Source organism: Mycobacterium sp. BK086 (genome assembly GCA_004362315.1).
Classification (GTDB): domain Bacteria; phylum Actinomycetota; class Actinomycetes; order Mycobacteriales; family Mycobacteriaceae; genus Mycobacterium.
The window spans coordinates 342227-367376 of the sequence record SNWL01000006.1 but is presented as its reverse complement, the minus strand read 5'-3'; the positions used below and the strand labels follow the sequence as shown (position 1 = coordinate 367376).

At 68.4% G+C, this 25150-nt stretch carries 10 protein-coding genes; 3 read left to right on the top strand and 7 right to left on the bottom strand.

The genetic code is table 11. The annotated features are described in order from the left end of the window. Positions 1-10: 10 nt before the first annotated feature. Both EV580_RS22485 and EV580_RS22480 read right to left on the bottom strand, forming a co-directional pair. Complete coding sequence (locus tag EV580_RS22485) at positions 11-4255, bottom strand: alpha-(1->3)-arabinofuranosyltransferase (RefSeq protein WP_133693749.1); 4245 nt, start codon at positions 4253-4255, stop codon at positions 11-13. 46 nt (positions 4256-4301) lie between these two features. Further along, the gene (locus EV580_RS22480) at positions 4302-4475 is read right to left on the bottom strand and encodes a DUF2613 domain-containing protein (RefSeq protein ID WP_071948071.1); all 174 of its coding nucleotides are present in this window, start codon (positions 4473-4475) and stop codon (positions 4302-4304) included. Between the two features lie 120 nt (positions 4476-4595). Here EV580_RS22480 and EV580_RS22475 point away from each other — a divergent pair, with 120 nt between their 5' ends. Both EV580_RS22475 and EV580_RS22470 read left to right on the top strand, forming a co-directional pair. Continuing rightward, the gene (locus tag EV580_RS22475; RefSeq protein WP_133693747.1) at positions 4596-5801 is read left to right on the top strand and encodes a glycoside hydrolase family 3 N-terminal domain-containing protein; all 1206 of its coding nucleotides are present in this window, start codon (positions 4596-4598) and stop codon (positions 5799-5801) included. Positions 5802-5835: 34 nt separating this feature from the next. Further along, a complete protein-coding gene (locus EV580_RS22470) occupies positions 5836-6453 on the top strand; it encodes a TetR/AcrR family transcriptional regulator (RefSeq protein ID WP_133693746.1) in 618 nt (205 codons plus the stop codon). Positions 6454-6456: 3 nt separating this feature from the next. On the opposite strand, the gene EV580_RS22465 is transcribed toward EV580_RS22470, so the two are convergent. Together EV580_RS22465 and EV580_RS22460 are read right to left on the bottom strand one after the other, a co-directional pair. After that, the gene (locus EV580_RS22465; RefSeq protein ID WP_133693744.1) at positions 6457-7302 is read right to left on the bottom strand and encodes a MaoC/PaaZ C-terminal domain-containing protein; all 846 of its coding nucleotides are present in this window, start codon (positions 7300-7302) and stop codon (positions 6457-6459) included. A gap of 10 nt (positions 7303-7312) precedes the next feature. After that, positions 7313-8671 (bottom strand): 3-oxoacyl-ACP reductase, encoded by a 1359-nt coding sequence (locus EV580_RS22460; protein WP_133693742.1) that lies wholly within the window; start codon positions 8669-8671, stop codon positions 7313-7315. A gap of 102 nt (positions 8672-8773) precedes the next feature. Here EV580_RS22460 and EV580_RS22455 point away from each other — a divergent pair, with 102 nt between their 5' ends. After that, on the top strand, positions 8774-10090 hold the full coding sequence (locus tag EV580_RS22455; protein ID WP_208114648.1) for an acetyl-CoA C-acetyltransferase: 1317 nt from the start codon (positions 8774-8776) through the stop codon (positions 10088-10090). Positions 10091-10289: 199 nt separating this feature from the next. Here the strand turns inward: EV580_RS22455 and EV580_RS22450 are convergent, their stop codons facing one another. From EV580_RS22450 to EV580_RS22440, 3 genes are all read right to left on the bottom strand, one after another. Continuing rightward, positions 10290-11516 (bottom strand): alpha/beta hydrolase family protein, encoded by a 1227-nt coding sequence (locus tag EV580_RS22450; RefSeq protein WP_133694139.1) that lies wholly within the window; start codon positions 11514-11516, stop codon positions 10290-10292. Positions 11517-11704: 188 nt separating this feature from the next. Then, positions 11705-13540 carry an acyl-CoA dehydrogenase gene (locus tag EV580_RS22445; RefSeq protein ID WP_133693739.1) on the bottom strand — a complete coding sequence of 612 codons (1836 nt, stop codon included), beginning with the start codon at positions 13538-13540 and terminating at the stop codon, positions 11705-11707. A 306-nt stretch (positions 13541-13846) separates the two neighbouring features. Then, positions 13847-24892, bottom strand: a complete 11046-nt coding sequence (locus EV580_RS22440) for a type I polyketide synthase (protein WP_133693737.1) — start codon at positions 24890-24892, stop codon at positions 13847-13849. Between the last annotated feature and the right edge of the window lie 258 nt (positions 24893-25150).

The following is a 25150-nucleotide window of genomic DNA, read 5'->3' as shown; positions in this document are numbered from 1 at the left end:
ACCAGGCACCCTAGTGCGAAATGCTTGTGTCCTCGGCGGTTTCGCTGTCAGTTCGCTGCGGCGGCGGACGCCTGACGGCGGAGGCCGCCAGCGCACCGACCGCGATCAGTGCCGGCAGCTGTACCCAGGGGGAATGCCCGATGTACCCGTCGACCGACCGCCAGGGGTAGCGCGACAACAAAGCGCCCGCCGCGATCAGACCGCAGGCACTGGCGGTCAGCGTCACCCGGTCGCGCAGCAGTCCCCGGTGCCTCAGCAGATAGCCGAGTACCATCGCGGCGCCGAACACCACGAGGCCACCTGCTCCGCCGATCAGTCCGCCCACGGCCAGGACTCCCACTCCCGCCAGAACCGGGAGGGCCCACGGCCGGGCGGGTTCGAGGTCGGTCGGGCGGCGCCGTGGCGGCATCAGCGCCAGCAGAAGAAGGAGTGGCAGGAGCGACAGCCCGGCGGCAAGGCCGATCCGGTAGCCGCGGTTCGACGGGAAGCTCACCGTGACCGTGCCCTGTTCCCCGGCGGGCAGCACCCAACCCTGCTGCCAGCCGTTGACGACCACCGGTGTCAGCGTGACCCCGTCGGGCAAGTGGGCGACCCAGCCGGGGTTCACGCTCTCCGGGACGACCAGCACCCGCGCGGTGGGTGACCGGTCGACGGTGAACTCCCTGCGGTCCGCGCCCCAGTTGGTGACCTGCGCGGGAGTCGTTGGTGCGGTGGGTATTTGACCGGCCTGCGGACCGTTCAGCTGGGCGCCGTCCACGACGAACGCCGAGCCGGGGCTGATCAGCAGTTCCTGCTGACCGGCGGGCAACGCGATCGGCGTCGCGTCGCACGCGCGGGCCGGGACGGGCTGGCCGTCGAGCAGCGCGCCGACCGTGGTGGTCACCGAGGTCTGCACGAACCGCCCGGATACCGCGACGATGGGGCCTTGGCCGCACGGGATCTCGATGGTGCGTGCGCGATTGGTGGCGGCGTCGGCGGCCGCGACGGCCTTGCCGTCGGGGCCGAGCACCGCGACCTCAGCCAGGCCGGGAGGTTTGAGCTGATCGAAACCCAGTGCGGTGCGGTCGATTACGTCATTCCAGTTCAGCAGGCTGATCCGCACCGTATCGGTGACCCTGGGGTGCAGCGACACGGTCTGAGCCCCCGCATCCGGGTCGGCGTCGAGCCTACGGGTCTGTGGGCCGTCACCAAGGTCGATGGCCACCATCGTCGGATGGGTGGGCAGCTGCGAGGAGCTCGGGGTCAGCACCAGCCCGGTGACCTCGGTCGGCTTCGGCAGTGTCACGGTCAGTGTGGGCGCGCTGCGGTGCTGCACCACATTCTGTTGCGCGGTCCACGAGGTACGGGGATCGCCGTCGGTCGCCGCGTAGGCCGATCCGTCCACGTCGATGAGGTCGGCGTCGGCGCGGGACCTAGTGGTGCCCGGCTGGGCGATCAGATCCGCCAGGTGCGGGCCCTGCCGGGCGCGCACCCACACCGTCGGGCTGACCTCGATCGGTTTGGGCACCGTCAGGGTGCGGCTCAGCGTGACGGGTTCCTCGGGCGCCTGCGCCATCGAGGCCGCGCAGTGCACGCCGTCGGGGGAATCCGCGCAACCCTGTCTGCCGAGCAGCTCGGAGCCCAGATCCCATGCGGCAACGGCTGATCCGCCGGGCGGGCCGGGCACCACCATGGTGTGCCGCAGGTCGACCGGATGGGCGAAGCCGGACGCGTCGTACTGGGTGACCGACAGATCGGTGATCCCGAACTGGACTCCCGACGAGCCGTCGTCGGTGCCGATCGCGGTGATCCGCACCCACGGCGATTCGCCGTACGGCAATGCGACGGACAGCGGCTTACCCGGTTCGTCGAAACGCACTGTGGTGGTGCCATTTTGGGTCGACACCTGGAGGCGACGCACCTGGGCGCCGACGGCGGTGGCGCTCGGGGTGATCGTCAGTGTCGCATTGGTGACCGGCCGGTCGAAGTCGATCTGCAGCCACTGACCGACCGCGGCTTGTAGCGAGTTCGACACCCACGCGGTGGCCGAGTCGCCGTCGACCGCGGCGGCGGGGCCGCTGGCGGGGGAGACGTTGGGCAGTGCGGTGGCATCCGATGACGAGCTCGACGCCGACAGCCGCCCGCCGGTCCAGGCGCCATGGACGAGTTTGGCGCCCGGGACCGGATAGTCGGGCACCCGGTTGAACGTGTCGCGACGGTCGCCTTCGGCCCTGGCCGCCGACGAGTGGTCGTCGACGCGGCCGTAGTCGGTCTCCCGATCGACGGGGGTGTCGGTGACCGTGACCAGCGGGGTGGGAAGCCCGGCACGCTGGGCGTCGGACGTCAGGAGCATGGGCCCCAACGGGGCCTGGCCAAGCAGGCGGCGCCGCTCGTCGATGCGCAGCAGCACCTCGGGTCCACCGTCGACGCGGGCCATCCGGCTGGCGTCGGTCAGATACGGTGCGCTCGGATTGCCTTGTGTGGCAACACGATAGATCTCGACAGCTGGGTACCGTGGGCGCAACCCGCTGTCACTGATGAAGCCGTCCAGTGTGCCCGGCCCGACCGGATCGCCGAACTGTGCCACCTTCTGCAGCCCTGGTGAACCGTCGATGGCCCGGTGCACCAGCAGCGGACGTGCCGACCGGGACTTGTCCGGGTCGAGGTCATTACGCACGACGACAAAGGAGATGCCCTGGCGGGCCAGGGTGTCGGCCAACCCCGCTGAGGGCCTGCCCGCCGCGAACAGCCGTTGCACCGAGTCCAGCGCCCGAATCGTCTGGGGTGGGGTCAGTGGAATGGAATCGCGTACACCCCAAGGGCTTTCGCCGAGCACCTGCAGCGGTTCGTCGTGACTGTTACCCCATACCTGGGTGGCGAACGGCGCACCGGGCACCACCAGCACCCGCCCCGGCGTGGGCTGGCCGGTGTTGTTCGCGGTCAGCCAGTCGGCGGCTTGGTGCCAGTAGTCGGGGATGGCTTTGAATGCGCCGGGCGGGGTGAGGCGGCCGGTCCAGGCCATCGACGTGGCCACCATGAGTGCGGCGAGGACGACGATGCCGACGGCCACCCGCTTGTCGTTCTCTGGATGGGCGAAGGCCCGGATCCACACCGGCCGCGGCACACTGCCGGGCAATGGGATACGGCTCAGCAGGTGAGCGACGCCCAGCACCAGCGGTATGCGGATCACCGGTTCCAGCTTGTGCACGTTGCGCAGCGGGGCGCCGGAGGCGTCGAGGAAGGTCTGCACCTGGTGTGCCACCGCCGAGCCCAGGCCGCCCGAGTAGCCGACACCCAGCAGGACCACGCCGATCAGCAGCATGGCGATCAGCCGGCCGCGCGCCGGCATCGAGCGCAGCGCCAGTCCGGCCATCCCACCCGCGGCCACCAACGTGGTCGCCAGGATCATCGCCGGCTGGGTCACCAGCTCGGCAGCCGCGGTGGCGTCAGGCGCGACGAACGGCGTCCAGCTGTCGGTGCCGCGCAGCATCTCGGTCAGCGACGTCCATTGGGTGGTGACCCCGGAGGACTCGATGAAATCCAGGAACGGCGGGCTGATCCGCCCGAGCGCGAGTAGCGCGACCACCCACCAGGTCACCGCCAGCATCGACGCCAGTGCCCACCATCCGCTGAACCGCCACCACACCCGGTTGGGCCGGTGACACAGCCACCAGATGATCGCGGGCAGGCAGCCGGTGAACGTCGCGACGGCGTTGACCGCGCCCATCAATGCCAGCGCGAGCCCGGCCCGTCCGGCCAGCACCCGTAGCGACCTCCCGCTGCCGCCCCGCAACGCCAGAATCACCGGCAGCAGCACCCACGGCGCCAGCATCATCGGCAGAGTTTCCGAGGAGATCGAGCCCAGCGTCGTCAGCACCCGCGGTGAGAGGGCGAACGCGACCGCGGCGATGATGCGCAAGGGCGTCGTTCCGATGCCGAGCGCCTCGGCCACCCGCAGCAGCCCCCAGAACCCGGCGGTCAGCAGCAGTGCCCACCACAGCCGCTGGGTGATCCAGCCCGGCACCCCGAGGGTGTCGCCGAGCAGGAAGAACGCGCCGTGCGGGAACAGGTAGCCGTAGGCCTGGTTCTGCGCCTGCCCGAACGGCAGGTCGCTGTTCCACAGGTTGGCGGCGCGAGCAAGGAAGCGCAGCGGGTTGGCGGTCAGGTCGAGTTTGGTATCCGGCGAGATCATCCCGGGTGATTGCGCGAAGCACAGCACCAGCGCCACGGCGAAAGCTCCGCCGAGCCAGCGCCGCGAGAGCGGCGGGGTGGTGATGGGCGCCTCCGTGACCGCGGAGGAGGCGGCGGTGAGCGTGCTCAGGCTAGCCGCGGTTGCCGTACTCGACGCGGTTCAGCACCGACGACGCAGGATCGCCGGGCGACAGCGGCGGCTTGGTGTCCTGCTGGATCATCAACGTCACGCCGAAGATCGCGGCGGCCCCGAGCAGCAGACCGACCACGATGCTGGCGGCGGCAGGAACCACGAACCGGGTCATGAACGGTTCTCCTCGCAGGTGCTGGGGACGGCTGGTCGCGTGGGTGAATACCCGCTGGCCAACCTAGCACGCGTCGAATCGTTGGTTGGCCCCCGGCGACGGCCATGACAGCATGTCCGGATGCCTACCCGACTGCTCTCGCTTCGCGGTATCGCGGCCCTGTCGGCACTGCCCGTGCTGCTCGTCGGCTGCTCAACGTCTCCCTCGCGCCCCGCCGCCACGTCATCGGCGCCGGTCAGCACGTCATCGTCGGCCAGCCCGATGGCCGGTCCGGCCCCCGCGCCCGCGGCCCCGGCGCAGCCCGCCTGCGGCGACGGCCCGGGCCTGCTGAGCTCGATGTCCACCCGCGACAAGCTGGCCCAGGTGCTGATGGTCGGCGTCAAGGACAGCGCTGATGCACGCGCTGTGGTGGACACCTATCACGTCGGCGGCATCTTCATCGGCAGCTGGACCGACCGCTCGATGCTGACCGACGGCTCGCTGAACGACTATGTCAACGCCGGGCCGCTGCCGCTGGCCGTCAGCGTCGACGAGGAGGGCGGCCGGGTGGAGCGGCTGGCGTCCCTCATCGGTGAAGCCCCGTCGGCGAAGGTGCTGGCCCAGACCCAGACCCCTGATCAGGTGTATCAGCTGGCCCTGGACCGCGGGCGCAAGATGCGCGCGCTAGGGATCACCATCGACTTCGCGCCGGTCGTCGACGTCACCGATGCCCCCGACGACTCTGTCATCGGGGACCGATCGTTCTCCAACGACCCGGCCGTGGTGACCGCCTTCGCCGGCGCCTACGCGCGCGGCCTGCGCGAGGCCGGGCTGCTGCCGGTGCTCAAGCACTTCCCGGGCCACGGGCATGGGTCGGGCGACTCGCACACCGCAGGCGCGGTGACCACCCCGCCGCTGGCGGATCTGCAGGCCAGCGACCTGATTCCGTACCAGACGCTGACCACCGAAGCACCCGTCGCCGTGATGATCGGCCACCTCGAGGTGCCGGGGCTGACGGGCACGACGCCGGCCAGCCTCAGCGCGGCAGCGGTGGGTCTGCTGCGCAGCGGCGGGTACGGCGGCCCGGGGTTCGACGGCCCGGTGTTCAGCGATGACCTGTCCAGCATGGCGGCGATCGCCGACCGGTACGGCGTCGCCGATGCCGTCCTGAAGAGCCTGCAAGCGGGCATCGACGTGGCGCTGTGGGTGACCACCGATGAGGTGCCCGCGGTGCTCGACCGGCTGGAGAAGGCGGTCAACGCCGGGGAGTTGTCGCTGCCCGCCGTCGAAACTTCCCTGCTGCGAATGGCGCGTCTGAAAGGGCAGAGTCCCCGCTGCGGGGGCTAGCCTGAAAGATCGGCCGACGGCGAAAGGCAAGGAAATGGCAGGTGGCACCAAGCGGTTGCCCCGTGCCGTGCGCGAGCAGCAGATGCTCGACGCCGCCGTGCAGATGTTCTCGGTCAACGGCTATCACGAGACGTCGATGGACGTCATCGCCGCCGAGGCGCAGATCTCCAAGCCGATGCTCTACCTGTACTACGGCTCCAAGGAAGAACTGTTCGGGGCGTGCCTGGCTCGCGAGCTGAGCCGCTTCATCGAGGCCGTGGGTGCCGACATCGACCTGCAGCAGAGCCCGCATGATCTGTTGCGCAGCGTCATCCTCTCGGTGCTGCGCTACATCGACGCCAACCGGGCGTCGTGGATCGTGCTCTACACACAGGCCACCAGCTCGCAGGCGTTCGCCCACACCGTGCGCGAGGGCCGCGAGAAGATCATCGACATGGTGGCCCGGCTGTTGGAGGCCGGCACTCGGCACCCCGAGCCCGGCACCGACTTTCACATGATGGCGGTCGCGCTGGTGGGTGCCGGTGAGGCCGTCGCAGCCCGGGTCAGCGCGGGCGACGCCGATGTCGACGAGGCCGCCGACATGCTGATCAACCTGTTCTGGCGCGGCCTCAAAGGTGCGCCGTCGGACAAGGAAGCCTCCGCGACGTCCTGATTGCTACAGGCCGCGAATCGTTCCCGTCAGGTGCGGGTAACCCTTGGCCATATTGCGCAGCGAGATGTCCCAACCGTCGGCCACCCGGTCGACGTACAGCCCGGCGCTGGCCGGCAGTATCACCGGCTTGCCGAACTTCACCGAGTACGTAACGGCATCGGGGAATTGAGCCTCGATGTTCGCCAGAACGGCTGCCGCACTGAACATTCCGTGTGCGATGACGGTGGGGAAGCCGAACAGCTTAGCGCCGATCACGTTGGTGTGAATCGGATTGTGGTCGCCGCCGATCGACGCGTAACGCCGGATCGTGCCGGGGCTGATGCGCAGAATTGCGTTGGGCGGCGGTAGTTTCGGCTGCTTGGGCGGTTCCGGCTTTGGCCCGCCGGAGAGGCTGGTGCGCTGCTGATGCAGGAATGTGGTGACCTGATGCCACGCCAGCTCGTTGCCCACACTCACATCGGCGATGACGTCGACCAGCAGGCCCTTGCGGTGCTCGCGCAGGTTCTCGGCGTGCACCTTGACCCCGACGGTGTCGGTGACCGCGATCGGGTGGTATCGGGTGATCTGGTTCTCGACGTGGACCGCGCCCATGGCGGCGAACGGGAAGTCGAAGCCGGTGATCAGTGCCATGACAGTCGGGAACGTCAGCGCGAATGGATAGGTCAGCGGCACGGTGTCACCGAATCGCAGGCCGGTGACGCCCGCGTAGGCGGCGACGTTCGACGGATCGATGGCGAGGTCGTCGACGGTCAGCGTGCGGTCGGGCAGGTGGTCGCCGCGAGGGATGAACGGCAGCGATCCGGCCGCGGCGCGCAGCAGATTCCGCAGGCCACTGGGCTGTTCGGTCACGGTGCTCACGCTAGGCCCCCAACATCGCCTGGCCGCAGACCCGGATCACGTTGCCGGTCACGGCATTCGACGCGGGGCTGGCGAAGTAGGCGATGGTCTCGGCCACGTCGACCGGCTTGCCGCCCTGGTACAGCGAGTTCAGCCGGCGGCCGACCTCCCGGGTGGCCAGCGGGATCGCGGCCGTCATCGCGGTCTCGATGAACCCGGGTGCGACGGCGTTGATCGTGATGCCCTTGGCAGCCAGCCGTGGCGCCAAAGCCTGGGTCAGCCCGATCATCCCGGCCTTGGTGGCCGCGTAGTTGGTCTGCCCGCGGTTGCCGGCGATTCCGGCCATCGAGGACAGCCCGATGATCCGCCCGCCCTCGCCGATGCTGCCGTTCGCGATCAAACCTTCGGTAAGGCGTTGCGGAGCAAGCAGATTCACCGCGACGACGGCATCCCAGCGCGCATCGTCCATATTGGCCAGCAGCTTGTCCCGGGTGATACCCGCGTTGTTGACCAGGATGTCGGCGTGGCCGTCATAGTGCTCACGTAAATGTTCGGTGATCTTGTCCACGGCGTCGTCGGCGGTGACGTCCAGCGCCAGCGCGGTACCGCCGACCTTCGCCGCGGTCTCGCTCAACGCATCGTGAGCGGCCTCGACATCGATCGCGACCACCCTGGCCCCGTCGCGCGCGAACACTTCGGCGATGGTGGCGCCGATGCCGCGGGCCGCACCGGTCACGATGCCGACCTTGCCTGCCAGTGGCTTGTCCCAATCGGCCGGTGGTGTGGAATCCGCGGCGCCGACGTAGAACACCTGGGCGTCGACGTACGCCGACTTGCCCGACAGGATGAACCGCAATGTCGACTCCAGGCCTGTCGCAGCGGGTTTGGCGCCGGGCGACACGTACACCAGCGCCACCGTCGCCCCGCGGCGCAGCTCCTTACCCAACGAGCGGGTGAATCCCTCGAGCGCCCGCTGGGCGATGTGCTCGTCGGTGGTGGCAGCCTCGTCCGGGGTGGTGCCCACCACCACAAGGCGCGCCGACGGTCCGAGGTTGCGCTGCAGAGGGGTGAAGAACTCGTACAGGCCGCGCAGCTGTGCGGGCTCGGTGATCCCCGTGGCGTCGAACACCAGACCGCCGAACGAGTCCGCCCACCGACCGCCGAGGTTGTCGGCCACCAGGTCGTAGTCCTCGGCCAGTGCGGCCCGCAGCGGCTCGACCAGGCGGCCGTTGCCGCCGATCAGCAGTGAGCCGGCCAAGGGCGGTTCGCCGGGGCGGTAGCGGCGCAGCGTCTCCGGCTGCGGAATGCCGAGCTGCTTGGCCAGCAGGGAACCAGGCGCAGAGTTGACGATCTGCGAGAAGAGGTCGGAAGCCACGAACATGCCTTTCGAGTTGCGATGCGGGTGGACCGGTAACGAACTTACTCCAGAGTAAGGTAGGTGCGTAGTATGGGTGGGTATACCCCCTCTCAAACCGAACTCTAGGTGGAGATTGACGTGGCTTCTACCAGTGGAAACAGTCGACGGGTCGCCGTTCTCGGCGGCAACCGCATCCCGTTCGCGCGATCGGACGGTGCGTATGCGGAGGCATCCAACCAGGACATGTTCACCGCCGCGCTGGGCGGCCTGGTGGACCGGTTCAACCTGGCCGGCGAGCGCCTGGACGCGGTGATCGGCGGGGCCGTGCTCAAGCACAGCCGCGATTTCAACCTCATGCGCGAGAGCGTTCTGGGCAGCCAGCTCTCGGCCTACACCCCGGCGATCGATCTGCAGCAGGCCTGCGGCACCGGTCTGCAGGCCGCGATCGCGGCCGCCGACGGAATCGCCGCCGGTCGGTATGAGGTGGCCGCCGCCGGCGGGGTGGACACCACCTCCGACGCCCCGATCGGGCTCGGCGACGAGCTGCGTCGCACGCTGCTCGGTCTGCGCCGGTCGAAGTCCAACGTGGATCGGCTCAAGCTCGTCGGCAAGCTGCCCGCCTCGCTGGGCATCGAGATCCCCACCAACGGGGAACCGCGCACCGGGCTGTCGATGGGCGACCACGCCGCGATCACCGCCAAGAAGATGGGCATCAAGCGCGTCGATCAGGACGAGCTGGCCGCCGCCAGCCACCGCAAGATGGCAGCCGCCTACGACCGCGGCTTCTTCGACGATCTGGTCACGCCCTTTCTCGGGCTCTACCGGGACAACAACCTGCGCGCCGATTCCAGCGCCGAGAAACTGGCCAAGCTGAAGCCGGTGTTCGGTGTGCGCAACGGCGACGCCACGATGACGGCGGGTAACTCCACCCCGCTCACCGACGGCGCGTCGGTGGCGTTGCTGGCGAGTGAAGAGTGGGCAACGTCACACTCGCTGGATCCGCTCGCGTACTTCGTCGATTCGGAGACCGCCGCGGTGGATTACGTCAACGGCCCCGACGGTCTGCTGATGGCGCCCACGTACGCGGTGCCGCGCCTGCTAGCCCGCAACGGTCTGGCTCTGCAGGACTTCGATTTCTACGAGATCCACGAGGCGTTCGCGTCGGTGGTGCTCGCGCACCTGCAGGCCTGGGAATCCGACGAATACTGCAAAGAGCTGCTAGGACTCGACTCCGCGCTGGGCTCCATCGACCGCGCCAAGCTCAATGTCAACGGCTCCTCGCTGGCCGCGGGGCACCCGTTTGCGGCCACCGGCGGGCGCATCGTGGCCCAGCTGGCCAAGCAGCTGGCCGAAAAGAAGAAGGAAACCGGGCAGCCGGTTCGCGGTCTCATCTCGATCTGTGCGGCCGGCGGCCAGGGCGTTACCGCGATCCTCGAAGCCTGAAAAAATCTCAGGAAAAAAGTTTTGCGGGGTTTGTAACGAACGCGTGCGGGTTACAGATGTACTGGATAGCTCCGTGTTGCCGTCTGACCCCCCGACCCGACGGCAACACGGGGCATCCTCTTTGTTTACGTCCCTGTTGACGTGGAACAAAGGAACCGCCGCTGGAGAAGAGGGGATTCCAGCGGCGGTTTTCTTGGGGCTAGGCCCTCGAATCCACCAGTCCTGATTGCACCAGTGCGGCATCGACGAACTGCTGAACCGGACGGGCTTGGAAGAACCCGGTGTGGCCACCCCGGTACCAGCCGATGTTCGGGCGGCCCCAGTGCTCCCACAGTCCCAGTACCTGCTCGCGCGGGTGGACGATCCGGTCGGCAACCCCGGCGTAGATGAACCGGCCTTCGGGAGCCACCTTCGGCTGCAGCGACAGCGGGGAGATCATCTCGCCGATCGGTTCGGCCAACTCCAGTGTCCGGTGACGCGGGTCGTCGATGCCCAGGCCGGCGTGGCGGCCCAGGATCGACACCAGGTTGGCCGGCGGCACGCCGAGGATGGCGCAGGTCAGGTCCTCGTCGAGGCTGGCGACCAGGGCCGCGATATACCCACCCAGCGAGATGCTGTTCAACCCGATCTTCGCGCCGGGCTGTTGTGACCGGATCCAGGCCAGCACCCGGCGGATGTCCCACACCGCCTGCGCGGTGGCGTGGACGTCGTCCATGACGTCCTCGCCCGGGAACACGGCGCCCTTCGGCAGTCCCTTGGCGCGCGGCCCGTGCATCGGGAGCACCGGCAGGATCACGTTGAGGCCGAACCGCTCGTGCAGATGCCGGGCCCGGAACAGCGCGAGGTCCAAGTTGGCGCGGCCCATCTCGGTGCCGTGCACACACACCAGCCACGGGCGCGGCTCCTTGTGGCGCAGCATCATCGCGTACTCGCGGTGGTTGCCGGTGTAGCTCAGCCAGCGCGCGCGACCGGGTTCCCGGCTGTAGGGCTTGTAGCCGCTGTCGAACGAGATGCGCTCGTGGCGGCCACGGCCCTTGTACGCGGTGATCTTGACGTCGGTCGGCGTGGGCGGCGCGGCGAAGAAGCCTTCCGGCCTGGCCAGCCAGCCCCGCTTGCCGTAGAAGTCGATGGCCTTGATGACCTCGGTGTTGATGTGCTCGTAGACGGTCGCGTCGCTCAGCGGACGGCGCAACCGCAGTCCCACGAGGACGATCTCGTCGCGCAGGGCGTGGGTCGCGAGCGACAGCGTCGGGCGGGCTACTGGCAACTCGTCGCTGCCGCCGTCGAGGTATGCGCCCCACGAGCGGGCGTAGTAGCCGCCGGCTTTCGTGAAAGGCGCGACAATATTCGCCAACGGGTTCGCACTGGCCGGCTTTCTGCCGGTCGAGACGGGATTCGCCGCGATCGCCTCGTTGCTGTCAAGCATTGCCATTCCTAGAATGTAGCGGATCGTCAGCTAACTGCCAGGGCCCAAAGTCCCGAGCTTTATCTGATGAAGCCCAATTGCTGGCAAAAAGTGACCTAAGACCCTGCGCCGCTGGTCGTAGGGCCGCGTGCCGAACGCCGGCGGCCCCGGGACCGAAACGATCCCGGGGCCGCCTGAGCGTCGAACCTTTAGAAGGCAGCTTCGTCGAGTTCCATGATGTCGTTGTCGATCGTCTCGATCACCAGACGCGTGCTGGTCAGCAGCGGCAGGAAGCTCTTGGCGAAGAACGACGCCACGGCGATCTTGCCCTCGTAGAAGGAGCGGTCGGCGCCGGTGGCACCGGCATCCAGCGCCGCGATGGCAACCGCAGCCTGACGCTGCAGCAGCCAGCCGATGACCAGATCGCCGACGCTCATCAGGAAGCGCACCGAAGCCAGGCCCACCTTGTAGATGCTGGCGGCGTCCTCCTGCGCGGCCATCAGGTAGCCGGTCATCGACGCGGCCATCGCCTGAACGTCCTCGAGGGCCTTGGCGAGCAGCTCGCGCTCGGTCTTCAGCCGGCCGTTGCCTGCCTCGTTGGCGATGAGCTGGCTGATCTCGCCGGCTACGTGTGCCAGCGCAACACCCTTGTCGCGCACGATCTTCCGGAAGAAGAAGTCCTGCGCCTGGATAGCGGTGGTGCCTTCGTACAGCGAGTCGATCTTGGCGTCGCGGATGTACTGCTCGATCGGGTAGTCCTGCAGGAAGCCGGATCCGCCGAAGGTCTGGAGGCTCTCGGTGAGCTTGGCGTAGGCCTGCTCTGAGCCGACACCCTTGACGATCGGCAGCAGCAGATCGTTGACCTTGGCCGCCAATTCGGGCTCCACGTCGTGAACGGCCTTGGCGACGGCGGCGTCCTGGAACGTCGCGGTGTAGAGGTAGAGCGCCCGCAGACCCTCGGCGTAGGCCTTCTGGGTCATCAGGCTGCGACGCACGTCCGGGTGATGGGTGATGGTCACGCGCGGCGCGGCCTTGTCGGTCATCTGGGTCAGGTCGGCACCCTGCACACGCTCCTTGGCGTACTCCAGAGCGTTGAGGTAACCCGTCGACAGGGTTGCAATTGCCTTGGTGCCCACCATCATTCGAGCCTGCTCGATGACGTCGAACATCTGCGCGATGCCGTCGTGCACGTCGCCGACGAGCCAGCCGACGGCGGGAACGCCGTGCTGTCCGAGAGACAGCTCGCAGGTCGCGGAGACCTTGAGGCCCATCTTGTGCTCGACGTTGGTGACGAACACGCCGTTGCGCTCACCGGGCTCGCCGGTCTCGGGGTCGAAGTGGAACTTCGGCACGAAGAACAGCGACAGGCCCTTGGTGCCGGGGCCTGCGCCCTCGGGGCGGGCCAGCACCAGATGCATGATGTTCTCGAACATGTCGTCGGAGTCACCCGAGGTGATGAAGCGCTTGACACCGTCGATGTGCCAGGTGCCGTCCGCCTGCTGGACCGCCTTGGTGCGGCCCGCGCCGACATCGGAGCCGGCGTCGGGCTCGGTCAGCACCATCGTGGCGCCCCAACCGCGCTCGGCTGCGGTGACGGCCCACTTCTTCTGCTCGTCGGTGCCGTTGTGGTAGAAGATCTCGCACATGCCCGCGCCCATCGCGTACATGTAGGCCGCCGGGTTGGCGCCCAGGATGTGCTCGATCAGGGCCCACTGCAGTGCGCGGGGTACCGGCATCCCGCCGAGCTCTTCGGCAAGCCCGACCTTGTCCCACCCGCCGTCGATCAGCGCGCGCATCGACTTCTTGAACGGGGCGGGCAGCGTGACGGTGTGGGTCTCGGGGTCGAACACCGGGGGGTTGCGGTCCGAGTCGGCGAACGAATCGGCGAGCGGGCCCGCGGCCAGCTTGCTCATCTCGGCGAGCATTTCCTTGGCGGTGTCGACGTCGAGCTCGGTGTACTTGCCTTCACCGAATACCTTGTCGATGCCGTAGACCTCGAACAGGTTGAATACCTGGTCACGCACGTTGGACTTGTAGTGGCTCATGACGGTTACTCCTCAGCGAGAATGTCATCTGAACTTGGGCTTTGTGGTTGGGGACTCAGGGCTAAGTTACCCACCAGTAACAGTGGTGAACTATACCGGCCGGTAACCGGAACGCAAGTCCCTGTGAGCAAGTTCAGCCGGCTAATCAACCCACTGGTTGGGTTGGCGTTTCGCGGGACATGCCCGCCTGCTCATTTCTGCAGTTCAGCGTGGGTTTACAGCGAGCGCACAGCGACGTCGTGTGGGATTGTCGGACACGCCGGTAGCGGTGCGACCTTGGTCACACCGCTACCGCAATGACGGCTGTCAGCTCTCGGATGTGGGCGCCGCGTCGGCTTCGGAAACCGCCTCGGCCTCGGCCGGGGAATCCGCGACCTCGGGGCCTTCCGAAGTCTCCGCGGCGTCCGCCTCGCCCGACGGTGCGTCGGCATCCGGCAGCTGCGACACCAGGTGCTCGGCGAGCTCTCCGAGTGTCGGGTAGTCGAACACCGCCGTCGGGCTGATGTCGAACTTGCCGCCGAACTGCCCGAACAACCGGTTGCGCAGCTCGACCGCCATCAGCGAGTCGGTGCCCAGGTCCAGGAACCTGCTCGTTGCCGCGGGCGGCTGGGCCAGCCGCAGGAAGCCCTGTACTTCGCGCTGCAGGAACTCGGTGATGAACGCGGCCCGCTGCGCCACGGGTGTCTCCTGCAGCTGCCGCAGCAATTCGCTGTCACCGACGACCACCCCGCCTCCGCTGGGCAACACCTGGTCCAGCAGCGGCGGCCGGATGCCGCCGAGCACCTTCGCGGTCCGCTGCCAGTTGGCCTTGAGGACGGTCGCCTGTGCCGCGCCGTGCCGGATGGCCTCCCCGAGCGCGGCCAGCGCCGCCGACGGCTCCAGCGGCATCATGCCCTGCGCGCTGAGGTTGGCCAACGCGGCCTCCGAGCTGGCCATACCGCCATGACCCCACGGGCCGAAGTTGACGGCAATGGCGGGCAGTCCCTGCGCCCGCCGCTGCGCGACGAGCCCGTCCAGGAGCGCGTTCGCCGTGGCGTAGTTCGCCTGCGCCGGCGAACCCAGCACCGCTGACGCTGACGAGTACAGGATGAAGAACTCGAGATCGTCGTCCTGGGTCAACCGGTGTAGATGATGAGCGCCATAGGCCTTGGGCCCCAGCGTGGTCCGGAAGTGCTCCAGATCCTGCTGCGGGAGAAGCGCATCGTTGAGCACACCGGCCAGGTGGGCGATGCCCGCCAGCGGCGGCAATTCGGCGCGGATCCTGCCCAGCAGTGCGGCAGCGTCGGTCTCGTCGCCGATGTCGGCGGAGAAGACGTGGATCCGGCAGTGGAACCGCTCGGTGATGGCATCGATGGCCCGTTGCGTCTCGGCGTCCGCGGCGCGACGGCTGGTCAACACGATGTCGCCGGCGCCCAGCTGCGCCAGGTACGCCGCCGTGTGCAGACCGAGCGCACCGAGACCGCCGGTGACCAGGTAGCTCCGATCCCCGTGCGGCTGAAGCGGTTTCGGCATCTGCACCACGATCTTGCCGATGTGCCGGGCCTGCTGCATCCGGCGGAACGCCGTTCTGGCCTCGGTCAGCGGATAGACCTCGGCGGGTACCGGGGTCCACTCGCCGCTGGCCAATCCGTCGGACACCTCGGCCATCAGGCGCTGGATGTGGTCGGGATCGGTCATCATCGTGACGTCCAGTGCGACGATCTCGTAGTCGATATCGGGCCGCAGCTCAGCCATCTGCTCGGCGGTCCAGATGTCGCGCTTGGCGATCTCGGCGAACCGGCCGCCCTGGGCGGTCGCCCGAACCGTCGCCTCGATGAAGCCTTCGTTGGTCAACGAGTTGAGCACTACATCAACACCCTTGCCGTCGGTGTCGGCGAGGATCTGATCCGCGAAATCCGTTGTGCGCGAGTCGTAGACATACTCGACACCCATGTCGCGCAGGGTGGCCTGCTTGTACTTGCTCGCGGTGGCGTAGACGATCGCGCCGTGGTGGCGGGCCATCTGTACGGCGGCCAACCCCACACCACCACTGGCGGCGTGGATCAGCACCTTGTCACCGGGCTTGAGCTGTGCCCAGTCGAAGGCGAGCCGGACCGTCAGTGCCGCAGCGGGAATGGTCGCCGCGTCGACAGCGCCGATTCCGTAGGGAACCGTCGCCAGCAGCGGTGCCGGAACGTTCAGCCGGCTGGCGAACGCACCCTGCATGGAACCGAACACCCGCTGACCGACCTTGAATCCGGTGACGTCGGAACCCACCTCGGTGACCACACCGCACAGGTCCCCACCGATCGGGCCCGGATCACCCGGGTAGAGGCCCAGCACGTTGAGCACGTCGCGGAAGTTGAGGCCGGCGGCCTCGATCCGCACCTGCACCTCGTTCGCCTCGGGCGCGGTGACCTCTTTCTCGGTGAGTCGGAGGTTGTCGATCGCGCCGCGCTCGGTCGGTGCCAGTACGTAGTCGTCGCTGCGCGGCATCGTGAGCTGACCGCTGCGCGCCCAGTGCAGGAGCCGGGACACCAGGAAACGCCCTTGTCGCACCGCCATTTCGGGCTCGGTCACCGGCGTGCCGAGTGCACCGGCCAGCCAATTCAGCGACTCCTCGCCGCCGTCACCATCGACCAGGCGAACGCGCAGCGACGGCTGCTCGGCGATCAGGGTGCGCCCGAATCCCCACAGAGCCGCCTGGACCGGGTCCACGGGCTCACCGGGCTCGGTGGCAACCGCGCGCTCGGTGACGATCCACAACCCATCGGCCAGTGAGTGATTGCCCTCCGCGAGCGCCGTCTGGGCCGCGCCGAGCAGGGTCGCCACCTCGGCCTCGAGTCGTGCGGCGAGGTCGGTGGTCGAACCGTCGGGGCTCGTGTGTCCCGAACTGCGCCAGACGATTCCGCTGACCGGAGCGCCACGCTCGGCGGCCTCGGCGAAGGCCCGCTGCCAGGACTGCGCGTCGGTGGCGTCGGTGACCGTGGCGGCCCCCGGCACGTCGGTCGCCAGGGTGTCGAATCCGGCGATCAACCAGGTGCCCGTCGCGGTCTTGGCTTCGTCGGTGCCTTCCGCCGTCGGTGCCGCGGCCTCTTGCCAACCGAGGGTGTAGAGCAGCCGGGTCGAGTCGCCACCCAGCCCGCGCAGCAGTGCCTCACGCGGGGCACGCTTGACGGTGAATTCGCTGATCCCGCCCAGCACTCGCCCGTCGCGGTCCACGAAATCGATATCGAAGACCTGGGTTTCGTTGGTGATGGCGTTCTCGTGCCAGCGGGCTCGGCAATAGAACCGCCGCGGCATCTTCTCGGTGAGCTGGACCTGGCCGTACCGCAGCGGCAGGAACAGGTCGGTCATGCCCTGCTCGGCGGCCAGGGTCGCCGGGAAGGCGGGGAACGCCACACCGGTGCACAGATCGAGCAGCACCGGGTGGATCGGCTCGGTGCCCAGATGCTCGCCGAGTTCCTCGCCGACGGCAATATCACCGATCGCTTCGCCCTCGCCGACCCACAGCGACTTCAGCGAGGTGGACCAGGTCGGACCCCACGCCAATTCCATGTCATGGAAGATCTCGAACAGTTCCTGCGGGCGAGTGCGATTCATCTGCTCGATCGCCTCGTCGGGAGAGGTCGCGGCCTCCTGCGATTCCGCTTCGGGCTCGGCGCCGGCCAGCAGGGTTCCGTCGGAGTTCAGCGACCAGTCGGCGTCGCGAACGCCGAAGGGGCGGCTGTGCACCTGGAACTTCCAGCCGTCGTCGACCGGATGCAGGGTGAGCTGGACTTCGCGGGAAGCTTTGTCCGGCAAGATGATCGGCTCGTAGAAGAAGACTTCCTTCACCCGCGCGGGAGCTCCGGCCGAGGCAAGCGCCATCGCCGCGTACGTCGCACCGGGAACCACCACGGTGCCGTAGATGACGTGATGCGCCAACCACGGTTGGGTCTTGACCGACAGCACATTGGTGTAGACGGTGTCGCCCGAGGCGAGATCCTTGGCACTGCCGAGGATTCCGGATGCGGCCGTACCGTCAGCCCGGATGCCGGAGGTCTTGGGCCAGTACCGGCGCCGCTGGAACGGATACGTCGGCAGTTCGAGCCGGTGGCCCGGCGCGTGATACCTGGCGGCGAAGTCGGGGCGGTGCCCGCAGATGTACGTCGTGGCAAGCGCTTCGGTGATCTGGCGCTGTGCGTTGGCGCCCTTGCGCAGCGACACGATCGCCCGCGGCGTGGCCGACGACTCCGGCCAGATCTGCAGTGCGGCGGCGGTCAGGATCGGCTGCGGGCCGATCTCCATCAGCACCGAGCAGCCCAGATCGGCCACGGTGCGCACACTTTCGGTGAACTGCACCGGCTGGCGGGAATGCCTGCGCCAATACTGCGCGTTGATCGGCGTCTCGCTGGTGAGCACGGTTCCGGTCCGGTTGCAGACGAGCGGCCGCGACGGTACGGCGTAATCGAATTGCGTGGCGAACGTTTCGAATTCGTCGAGCACCGGGTCCAGCAGTTCCGAATGGAAGGCGTGGCTGGTCTCCAGCCAGGTGCAGCGGGTGCCGTCCTCACTGCAGGCGGCGACGATCTGTTCCAGATCCTCGCCGGGACCCGACAGCACCGTGTTGCGGCCGTTGTAGGCGCCGACCGAAACACGCGGGAAGGCAGCCGCGGAACGCTCGACGTACTCGGGGTCGCCGAACACCGCCACCATCCGGCCGCCGGCGGGCAGGCTGCCGAACAGCCGGCCGCGCTCGGCGATCAGCCGCGCGCCGTCCTCGAGACTGAAGACCCCGGCCACACACGCGGCCGCGTATTGGCCGACGCTGTGGCCGAGCACGACGTCGGGCTCGATGCCCCACGACTGCCACAGCCGGGCCAGCCCCATCTCGACGGCGAAGATCGCCGGCTGGGCAAATGACGTGTGCCGCAGCGTCTCCGCGGCCTCGCGGTCGCTGGAGAACAGCACGTCCAGCAGCGGCGTCGGGAGCATCGGGTCGACCGCCTGCGCGCAGCGGCGCACGGTGTCGGCGAACACCGGTTCGGTGTCGAACAGTTCGCGCGCCATACCCGGATACTGGCTGCCCTGACCGGGGAAGAACCACGCCGTGGTCGGCGGGTCGGTGCACTCGCCCCGGATCACGCCGGGACGCAACCGATTCGCCACCAGATCGTCCAGCAGCATCTTGGCCTCTTGGCCGGAGGTGGCCACCACCGCAGCGCGGTGCTCGAAGTGGGACCGGCCCGCTCCGGCGGTGAAACACACGTCGGCGAGCGAGGATTCGGGGTGCGTCTCCAGCCAGGTCGAGTACCGCTGGGCCAACGCGACCAGGCCCTGCGACGACCGCGCGGACAGCGGCAGCAGGCTCAACGGTTCGCGGGGTGACTCGGCCACGACTGTGGTGTCGACCGGTTCGTCGGCGGCGTCGTCGGACACCGGCGGTTGCGGTGCCTCCTCGATCAACACGTGCGCGTTGGTGCCGGTGAACCCGAACGAGCTCACCCCGGCCCGGCGCGGCCTGCCGTTGGCGTGCCACGGTGTCGCCTTGTCCACCACCTGCACCGGCAACGAGTCCCACGGGATGTGCGGCGACGGATTCTGGAAGTGCAGGTTCTGCGGCAGCAGTTCGTGCTCCAACGACAGCACGACCTTGACCAGACCGGCCACACCGGCCGCGGACTCCAGGTGGCCGATGTTGGTCTTGGCGGTGCCCATCAGCAGCGGACGGTTCGGGTCGCGGCCCGCGCCGTACACCGCCGCGGCCGCCTGCACCTCGATCGGATCACCCAGCGGAGTTCCGGTGCCGTGCGCCTCGAGGTAGTCGACGTCGCCGCCGGTGAGCCCGGCACGAGTCAGTGCGGCGTTGATGAGCCGTTGTTGCGCACCACCATTGGGCACAGTCAGGCCGCTCGAGGCGCCGTCCTGGTTGACCGCGCTGCTGCGGATGACCGCGCAGATCCGATCGCCGTCGCGTTGAGCGTCGCTCAGGCGCTTGAGCACCAGGACGCCGCAGCCTTCACCGCGCACGTAACCGTCCGCGGCCGCGTCGAATGTCTTGCACCGGCCGTCGGGGGCCAGCATCCGTGCGCGGGACGCAGCGACGATGGAGGCCGGGCTCAGCAGAACGTTGACGCCGCCGGCGATGGCCATGTCGCAGTCGCCGGAGTGCAAGGCCTGGCTGGCCTGATGGACCGCCACGAGCGAGGAACTGCACGCGGTGTCCACCGCCATCGCCGGGCCTTCCAGGCCGAGGGTGAACGCCACCCGGCCCGCAATGGCGTTGAGCGCGTTGCCGGTGATGAAGTGCGCTTCGAGGTTCTCGACCGATTCGCCCGACAGCAGATGAGAATATTCGTTGGCGCCGACGCCGACGAACACACCCGTGCGGCTGCCCCGCAACGAGGACGGCGCGTAGCCCGCTCTTTCCAGGCCTTCCCAGGAGATTTCGAGCATCAGGCGCTGCTGCGGGTCGATCCACACCGCTTCGCGCGGCGAGATGCCGAAGAACTCCGGATCGAATCCGTCGACGCTGTCCAGGTATCCGCCGCTGCGGGTGTAGATCTTGCCCGGCGTCTGCTGATCCGGGTCGTAGAACTGATCGACGTCGAACCGGTCTTCGGGGATCTCCCGGATCGCGTCCACTCCGCCGGCCAGCACGTCCCAGTACGCGTCGGCATCGGGCGCTCCGGGGAACCGGCAGGCCACCGCGATGATCGCGATCGGCTCATCGGTTGCCGATGTCGCCAGCGAGGTGGGCTGAGCCACAAGCTGACTGCCGGCCTTCTCGTTGAGGTTGAGCACGTCGGACAGCAGATAGTCCGCCACATCGGACAGCCGGGGGAAGTCCATTGCCAGCGTCGCGGGCAGTTCCTTGCCGACCGCCTGCTCCAGCCGGCGGCGCAGTTCCACAGCCATCAGAGAATCCATGCCGAGATCGAAGAATCCGGCCTCTTCGCGGATCTCCGACGCGTCGATTCGCGTCACCTCGGCAACGGTGTTGCGCAGGTGTTCCAGGACGAGCTTCTTCCGCTGCTGCACAGGGGCCGCGGTGAGCTGTTCGACCAGGCGCGTGGTCCCTGATGCGGTTGTCGCGGCGGACACCGACTCCGGCACCTCACGGGCCACCTCGGCCAGCAGCGCCCGTCGGCCGGCCTGTAGGTAGATCGGCAGGAATCGGGCCCAATCGATGCGTGCCACAACAGCTTCTGCCGGGCCCTGGGAACCGGCGGCCACCATGACATCGGCCATCCCGGCCAGGGCGTCGGATGGCGACAGGGTGCGAATGCCGCGGCGGTCCAGCTGCGCGCGGGCATCTTGATCGGCCATGCCCGCGGACCACGGGCCGAAGTTCACGCTGATCCCGGGAACGCCCTGCTCGCGCAGGCGCCAGGTCAGCCCGTCCAGGAAGGCGTTCGCGGCGCTGTAGGCACTCTGCCCGTAGCTACCCCACACCGAGGAGATCGACGAGGTGGATAGGAAGAAGTCCAGCTGCAGGTCGGCGCTTGCCTCGCTCAGATACCAAGCACCCCAGACCTTTCCGGAGAACACCCGGTCCACCTCGGCGCTGTCCAGCGAGCTCAGCGCGGTGGTGTTGTTCTCGCCGGCGGCGTGGACGATGCCGGCCAACGGGGGAAGTTCGGCCTGGACCGTGGCCAGCAGACGGGCGATGTCGTGTGGGTCGGAGACGTCAGCGGCGATCGCACGGACATCGCATCCGTGCTGCTCGCGGATCGCGTCGATACGACGTTGCGCGGCTTCGCTGGGTGCTCGGCGCCCGGTCACCACCAGCTGCTTGGCACCGTGCGCGGCCAGATATCCGGCGATCTCCAGGCCGAGCGAGCCCAGCCCGCCGGTCACCAGATACGTTGCGTTGGACCGCAATTCCAACGGCGTCGAGTTCGCCTGACCGGTGCGGCGAACCAGCCGGGGAACCAGTACGGAATCCTCACGCAGCGCGATCTGGTCCTCGCCAGGAGATGCCGTGACGACCTGCTTGATCACCCGGGACCACTCGTCGGTGCCACGGGCGGACAGATCGACCAGTCCGCCCCACACCTGCGGGTATTCCAGGGCTGCGGCGCGGCAGAAGCCCCAGAGGGCGGTCTGCTCTGGCGACACGGTGTCGGTGTCGGTAACCCGTTGGGCGCCGTGGGTGCTCACCCAGATCGGGGTGCGAAGTTCGGCAGCGGCGGCCGCGCGGAACAGTCGCTGGGTGCCACCGAGGACACGGTGCTGCATTCGCAGCAGCGACCGCATCGATGGCGCGCCGTCGGTGTCGAGCGCGGCGATGTGCAGGATGCGCAATCCCGGCTCGTCGTTGACCGCGGACCGCAATTCGTCGACGAGGCGCTCTTCGTCGGCATCGGACACCGGCAGACCGAGGACACGGTGCCGGTGGCCATTGGTGGTCAACACATCGATCAAGGGCCGCATGACGGCCGCGTCATCCCCGATGAGCAGCCAGGCCGTCCCTTCGCCGATCTCGTCAGGGGAGGAGTTGACAGACTTCTCCCAGCGGACCTCGTAGCGAATGTCGGCGATGGTTTGCGCGCTGCGCTGTTGGTTGTGTTGTGCGGCAAGCTTGCTCAGCACTTCGGCGGTCGTCTGACTTCCGCCGGAAGCGTCGAGTAGCGCGGCGAGTTCCTCGATCCGGCCGTCCTCGAGCAGCCGGACAGCCTCGGTGCGCGCCGAGTCGTTGGCGGCCGTCTGGACCTGCTTGCTGGTGAACCAGTACTGGCGATGCTGGAACGAGTAGGTGGGCAGATCGACCTTGCGCGCCGGGTGCGGGATCAAGGCGGCGAAGTCGGGCAGGTGTCCGGCGACGTAGGCATTGGCCAGGGCTTCGGTGATCTGCCGGTGGTCGGCGCCGTTGCGGCGCAACGACGGGACCGCCTTGGGTGCGGTCGCGGGATCCGGCCAGGCCCGCAGGGCCGCTGCGGTGAGCACCGGCTGGGGGCCGATCTCGAGCAGCAGTGCGCAGCCGAGTTCGGCCAACGTGGCGACGCCCTTGGCGAACTGGACGGGCTGGCGCGCGTGGCGGCGCCAGTAGGAGCCGTCGAGTTTCGCATTGCGCCCGAGCGCGGCCCCGGTCCGGTTGCACACCAGAATCCGTTGTGGCGCACCGAATTCAAACCCATTGGCATAGGTCTCGAACTCATCGAGGGCGGGGTCGAGCAGCGCGGAGTGGAAGGCGTGGCTGGTGTCCAGCCAGTCACAGCGGGCACCGTCGTCGGTCAGCTCGGCGACCGCGCGCTCCAAGTCGGCGGCGGGTCCGGACAGCACGGTGTTGGCGCCGTTGTAGGCGGCCACCGAGAGGCTGGGGAATTCGTCGGTGAGGCGCTCGACGCGATCCGGGTCCGCGAAGATCGCGCACATCCGCCCGCCGTCGGGCAGATTTCCGAACAGCCGGCCGCGCTCGGCCAGCAGCCGGGCGCCGTCCTCGAGGCCGAAAACGCCTGCCACGCAGGCCGCCGAATACTGACCGACGCTGTGTCCGAGCACCACATCCGGTTCGAATCCGCGTGACTGCCACAGCCTCGCCAAACCCATCTCCACGGCGAAGATCGCGGGCTGAGCGTGCCGGGTCTGCTTCAGGGTTTCGGTGCCGTCCGCGTCAAATATGATGTCCAGCAACGGTCTTTCGAGAACATCGGCAACCGCCTCCGCGCACCGGGTCATGGTCTCGGCGAAAACCGGCTCGGTGTCGAACAATTCGCGGGCCATACCGGCGTACTGGCTGCCCTGCCCGGGGAAGAGCCAGGCGGTCTTGGGCGTGTCGACCGAGTCGCCGCGCACCAGCCCGGGTGCGGGCAGGTCGTCGGCGAGCGCGCCGAGGAGTTCGCGTGCGGACTCCAGGGAGTTCACCACCAGGGCGGCCCGGTGCTCGAAGTGTGCGCGACCGGCGCCGGCCGTCAGGCACACGTCGGCCAGTGTGGCCTCAGGATGGGCGCTGAGCCAGCCGCGATACTGCTCCGCGGTCTGCACCAGGGCGGCCGGGGTGCGCGCGGACACGGGCAGCACCATGAAGCGGCGCTCGTCGGCATCGGCAGCCGCGGCGACGGGCGCCGCCGGCGGAGCTTCCTCGAGGATCACGTGCGCGTTGGTGCCGGAGAACCCGAAGGAGCTGACGCCGGCGATACGGGGCCGCTCGGAGCGTTCCCAGGCGACCGCCTGGTCCACCACCCGCACCGGGATGCGATCCCACGGGATGTGCGGGGACGGGGTGCGGAAGTTGAGGTGTTTCGGCAGTTCCTGGTGTTCCAGGGCCAGCACGACCTTGAGCACACCGGCGACGCCGGCCGCGGCTTCCAGGTGGCCGATGTTCGTCTTGGCCGAGCCGATCAGCAGGGGCTGGTCGGCGGCGCGGCCCTTGCCGAGGGCGGCGGCCGCGGCCTGGACCTCGATGGGATCGCCCAGCGACGTCCCGGTGCCGTGTGCCTCCAGATAGCCGATATCGCTCGGGGTCAGGCCCGCGCATTCCAGCGCCTCGCCGATCACCCGCTGCTGGGCGACTCCGTTGGGCACCGTCAGGCCGCCCGATGCGCCGTCCTGGTTGACCGCGCTGCCGCGGATCACGGCCCGGATGCGGTCACCGTCGCGGATGGCGTCTTCGAGGCGCTTGACGACGATGACGCCGCAGCCCTCGCCGCGCACGTAGCCGTCGGCGGCGGCGTCGAAGGTCTTGCAGCGACCATCGGGCGCAAGCATCCGGGAGTGCGAGAACGTGATCATGGTGGCCGGGCTGAGCATGACGTTGACGCCGCCGGCCAGCGCGAGATCGCATTCGCCGAGCCGCAGCGCCTGGCAGGCCTGGTGAATGGCCACCAGCGACGAGCTGCACGCGGTGTCGACGGTGACGGCGGGTCCCTGCAGCCCCAGCCGATAACTGATCCGGCCGGCCGCGGCGGCGCTGGACGTGCCGACCGCCAGGTAGGCCTCGATCTCGGGGTAGGTCAGCGAGTCCGATGCCATGCCCAGGAAGTCATGGGTGGCCAATCCGACGAACACACCCGTTCGGGTGTTCGCCAAAGACGTTGGCGCGGTTCCGGAATGCTCGACAGCGCGCCACGCGGTCTCCAACAGCAGCCGATGCTGAGGATCCATCACCTTGGCTTCGCGGGCCGAGACTCCGAAGAACGGCGCGTCGAACCCGGTCGCATCGTCGATGAACCCGGCGCGCCGGGTGACGATCTTGCCCGGCGCGTCCGGGTCCGGGTCGAAGAACTCCTCGACATCCCACCGGTCCTGGGGCACCTCGGTGACCGCGTCCCGACCGTCCTGCAGCAGGTCCCAGTACTGGTCCGCATCCGCGGCGCCGGGGAACCGGGCCGCGTAGCCGACGATCGCGAAGCGGGGTGCCTGCTGCGTCGGATGTTCGGTTAAAGCCATCAGATTGTGTTCTCCGCGTCGGGCCGGTAAATACGTCGATTCACTCCGGGAGACCACGTCAAGGCCAGGATTAGGTTCCGATCGGCCACGGCCCGGTCATCTCCCGACTGCGACGGCCGGCTCATCTCCCGTGGGTCAGTATTGCATGTGCGTTGCTGAAGGACGTCGTTTCGGGTTGGCTGTCAGGCGCCTGACAGCGGGGTGGCCGCACCCTCGCTTCGGGGTCCGCTACCACCTCTGAGCTGGCCTATCGGGTCT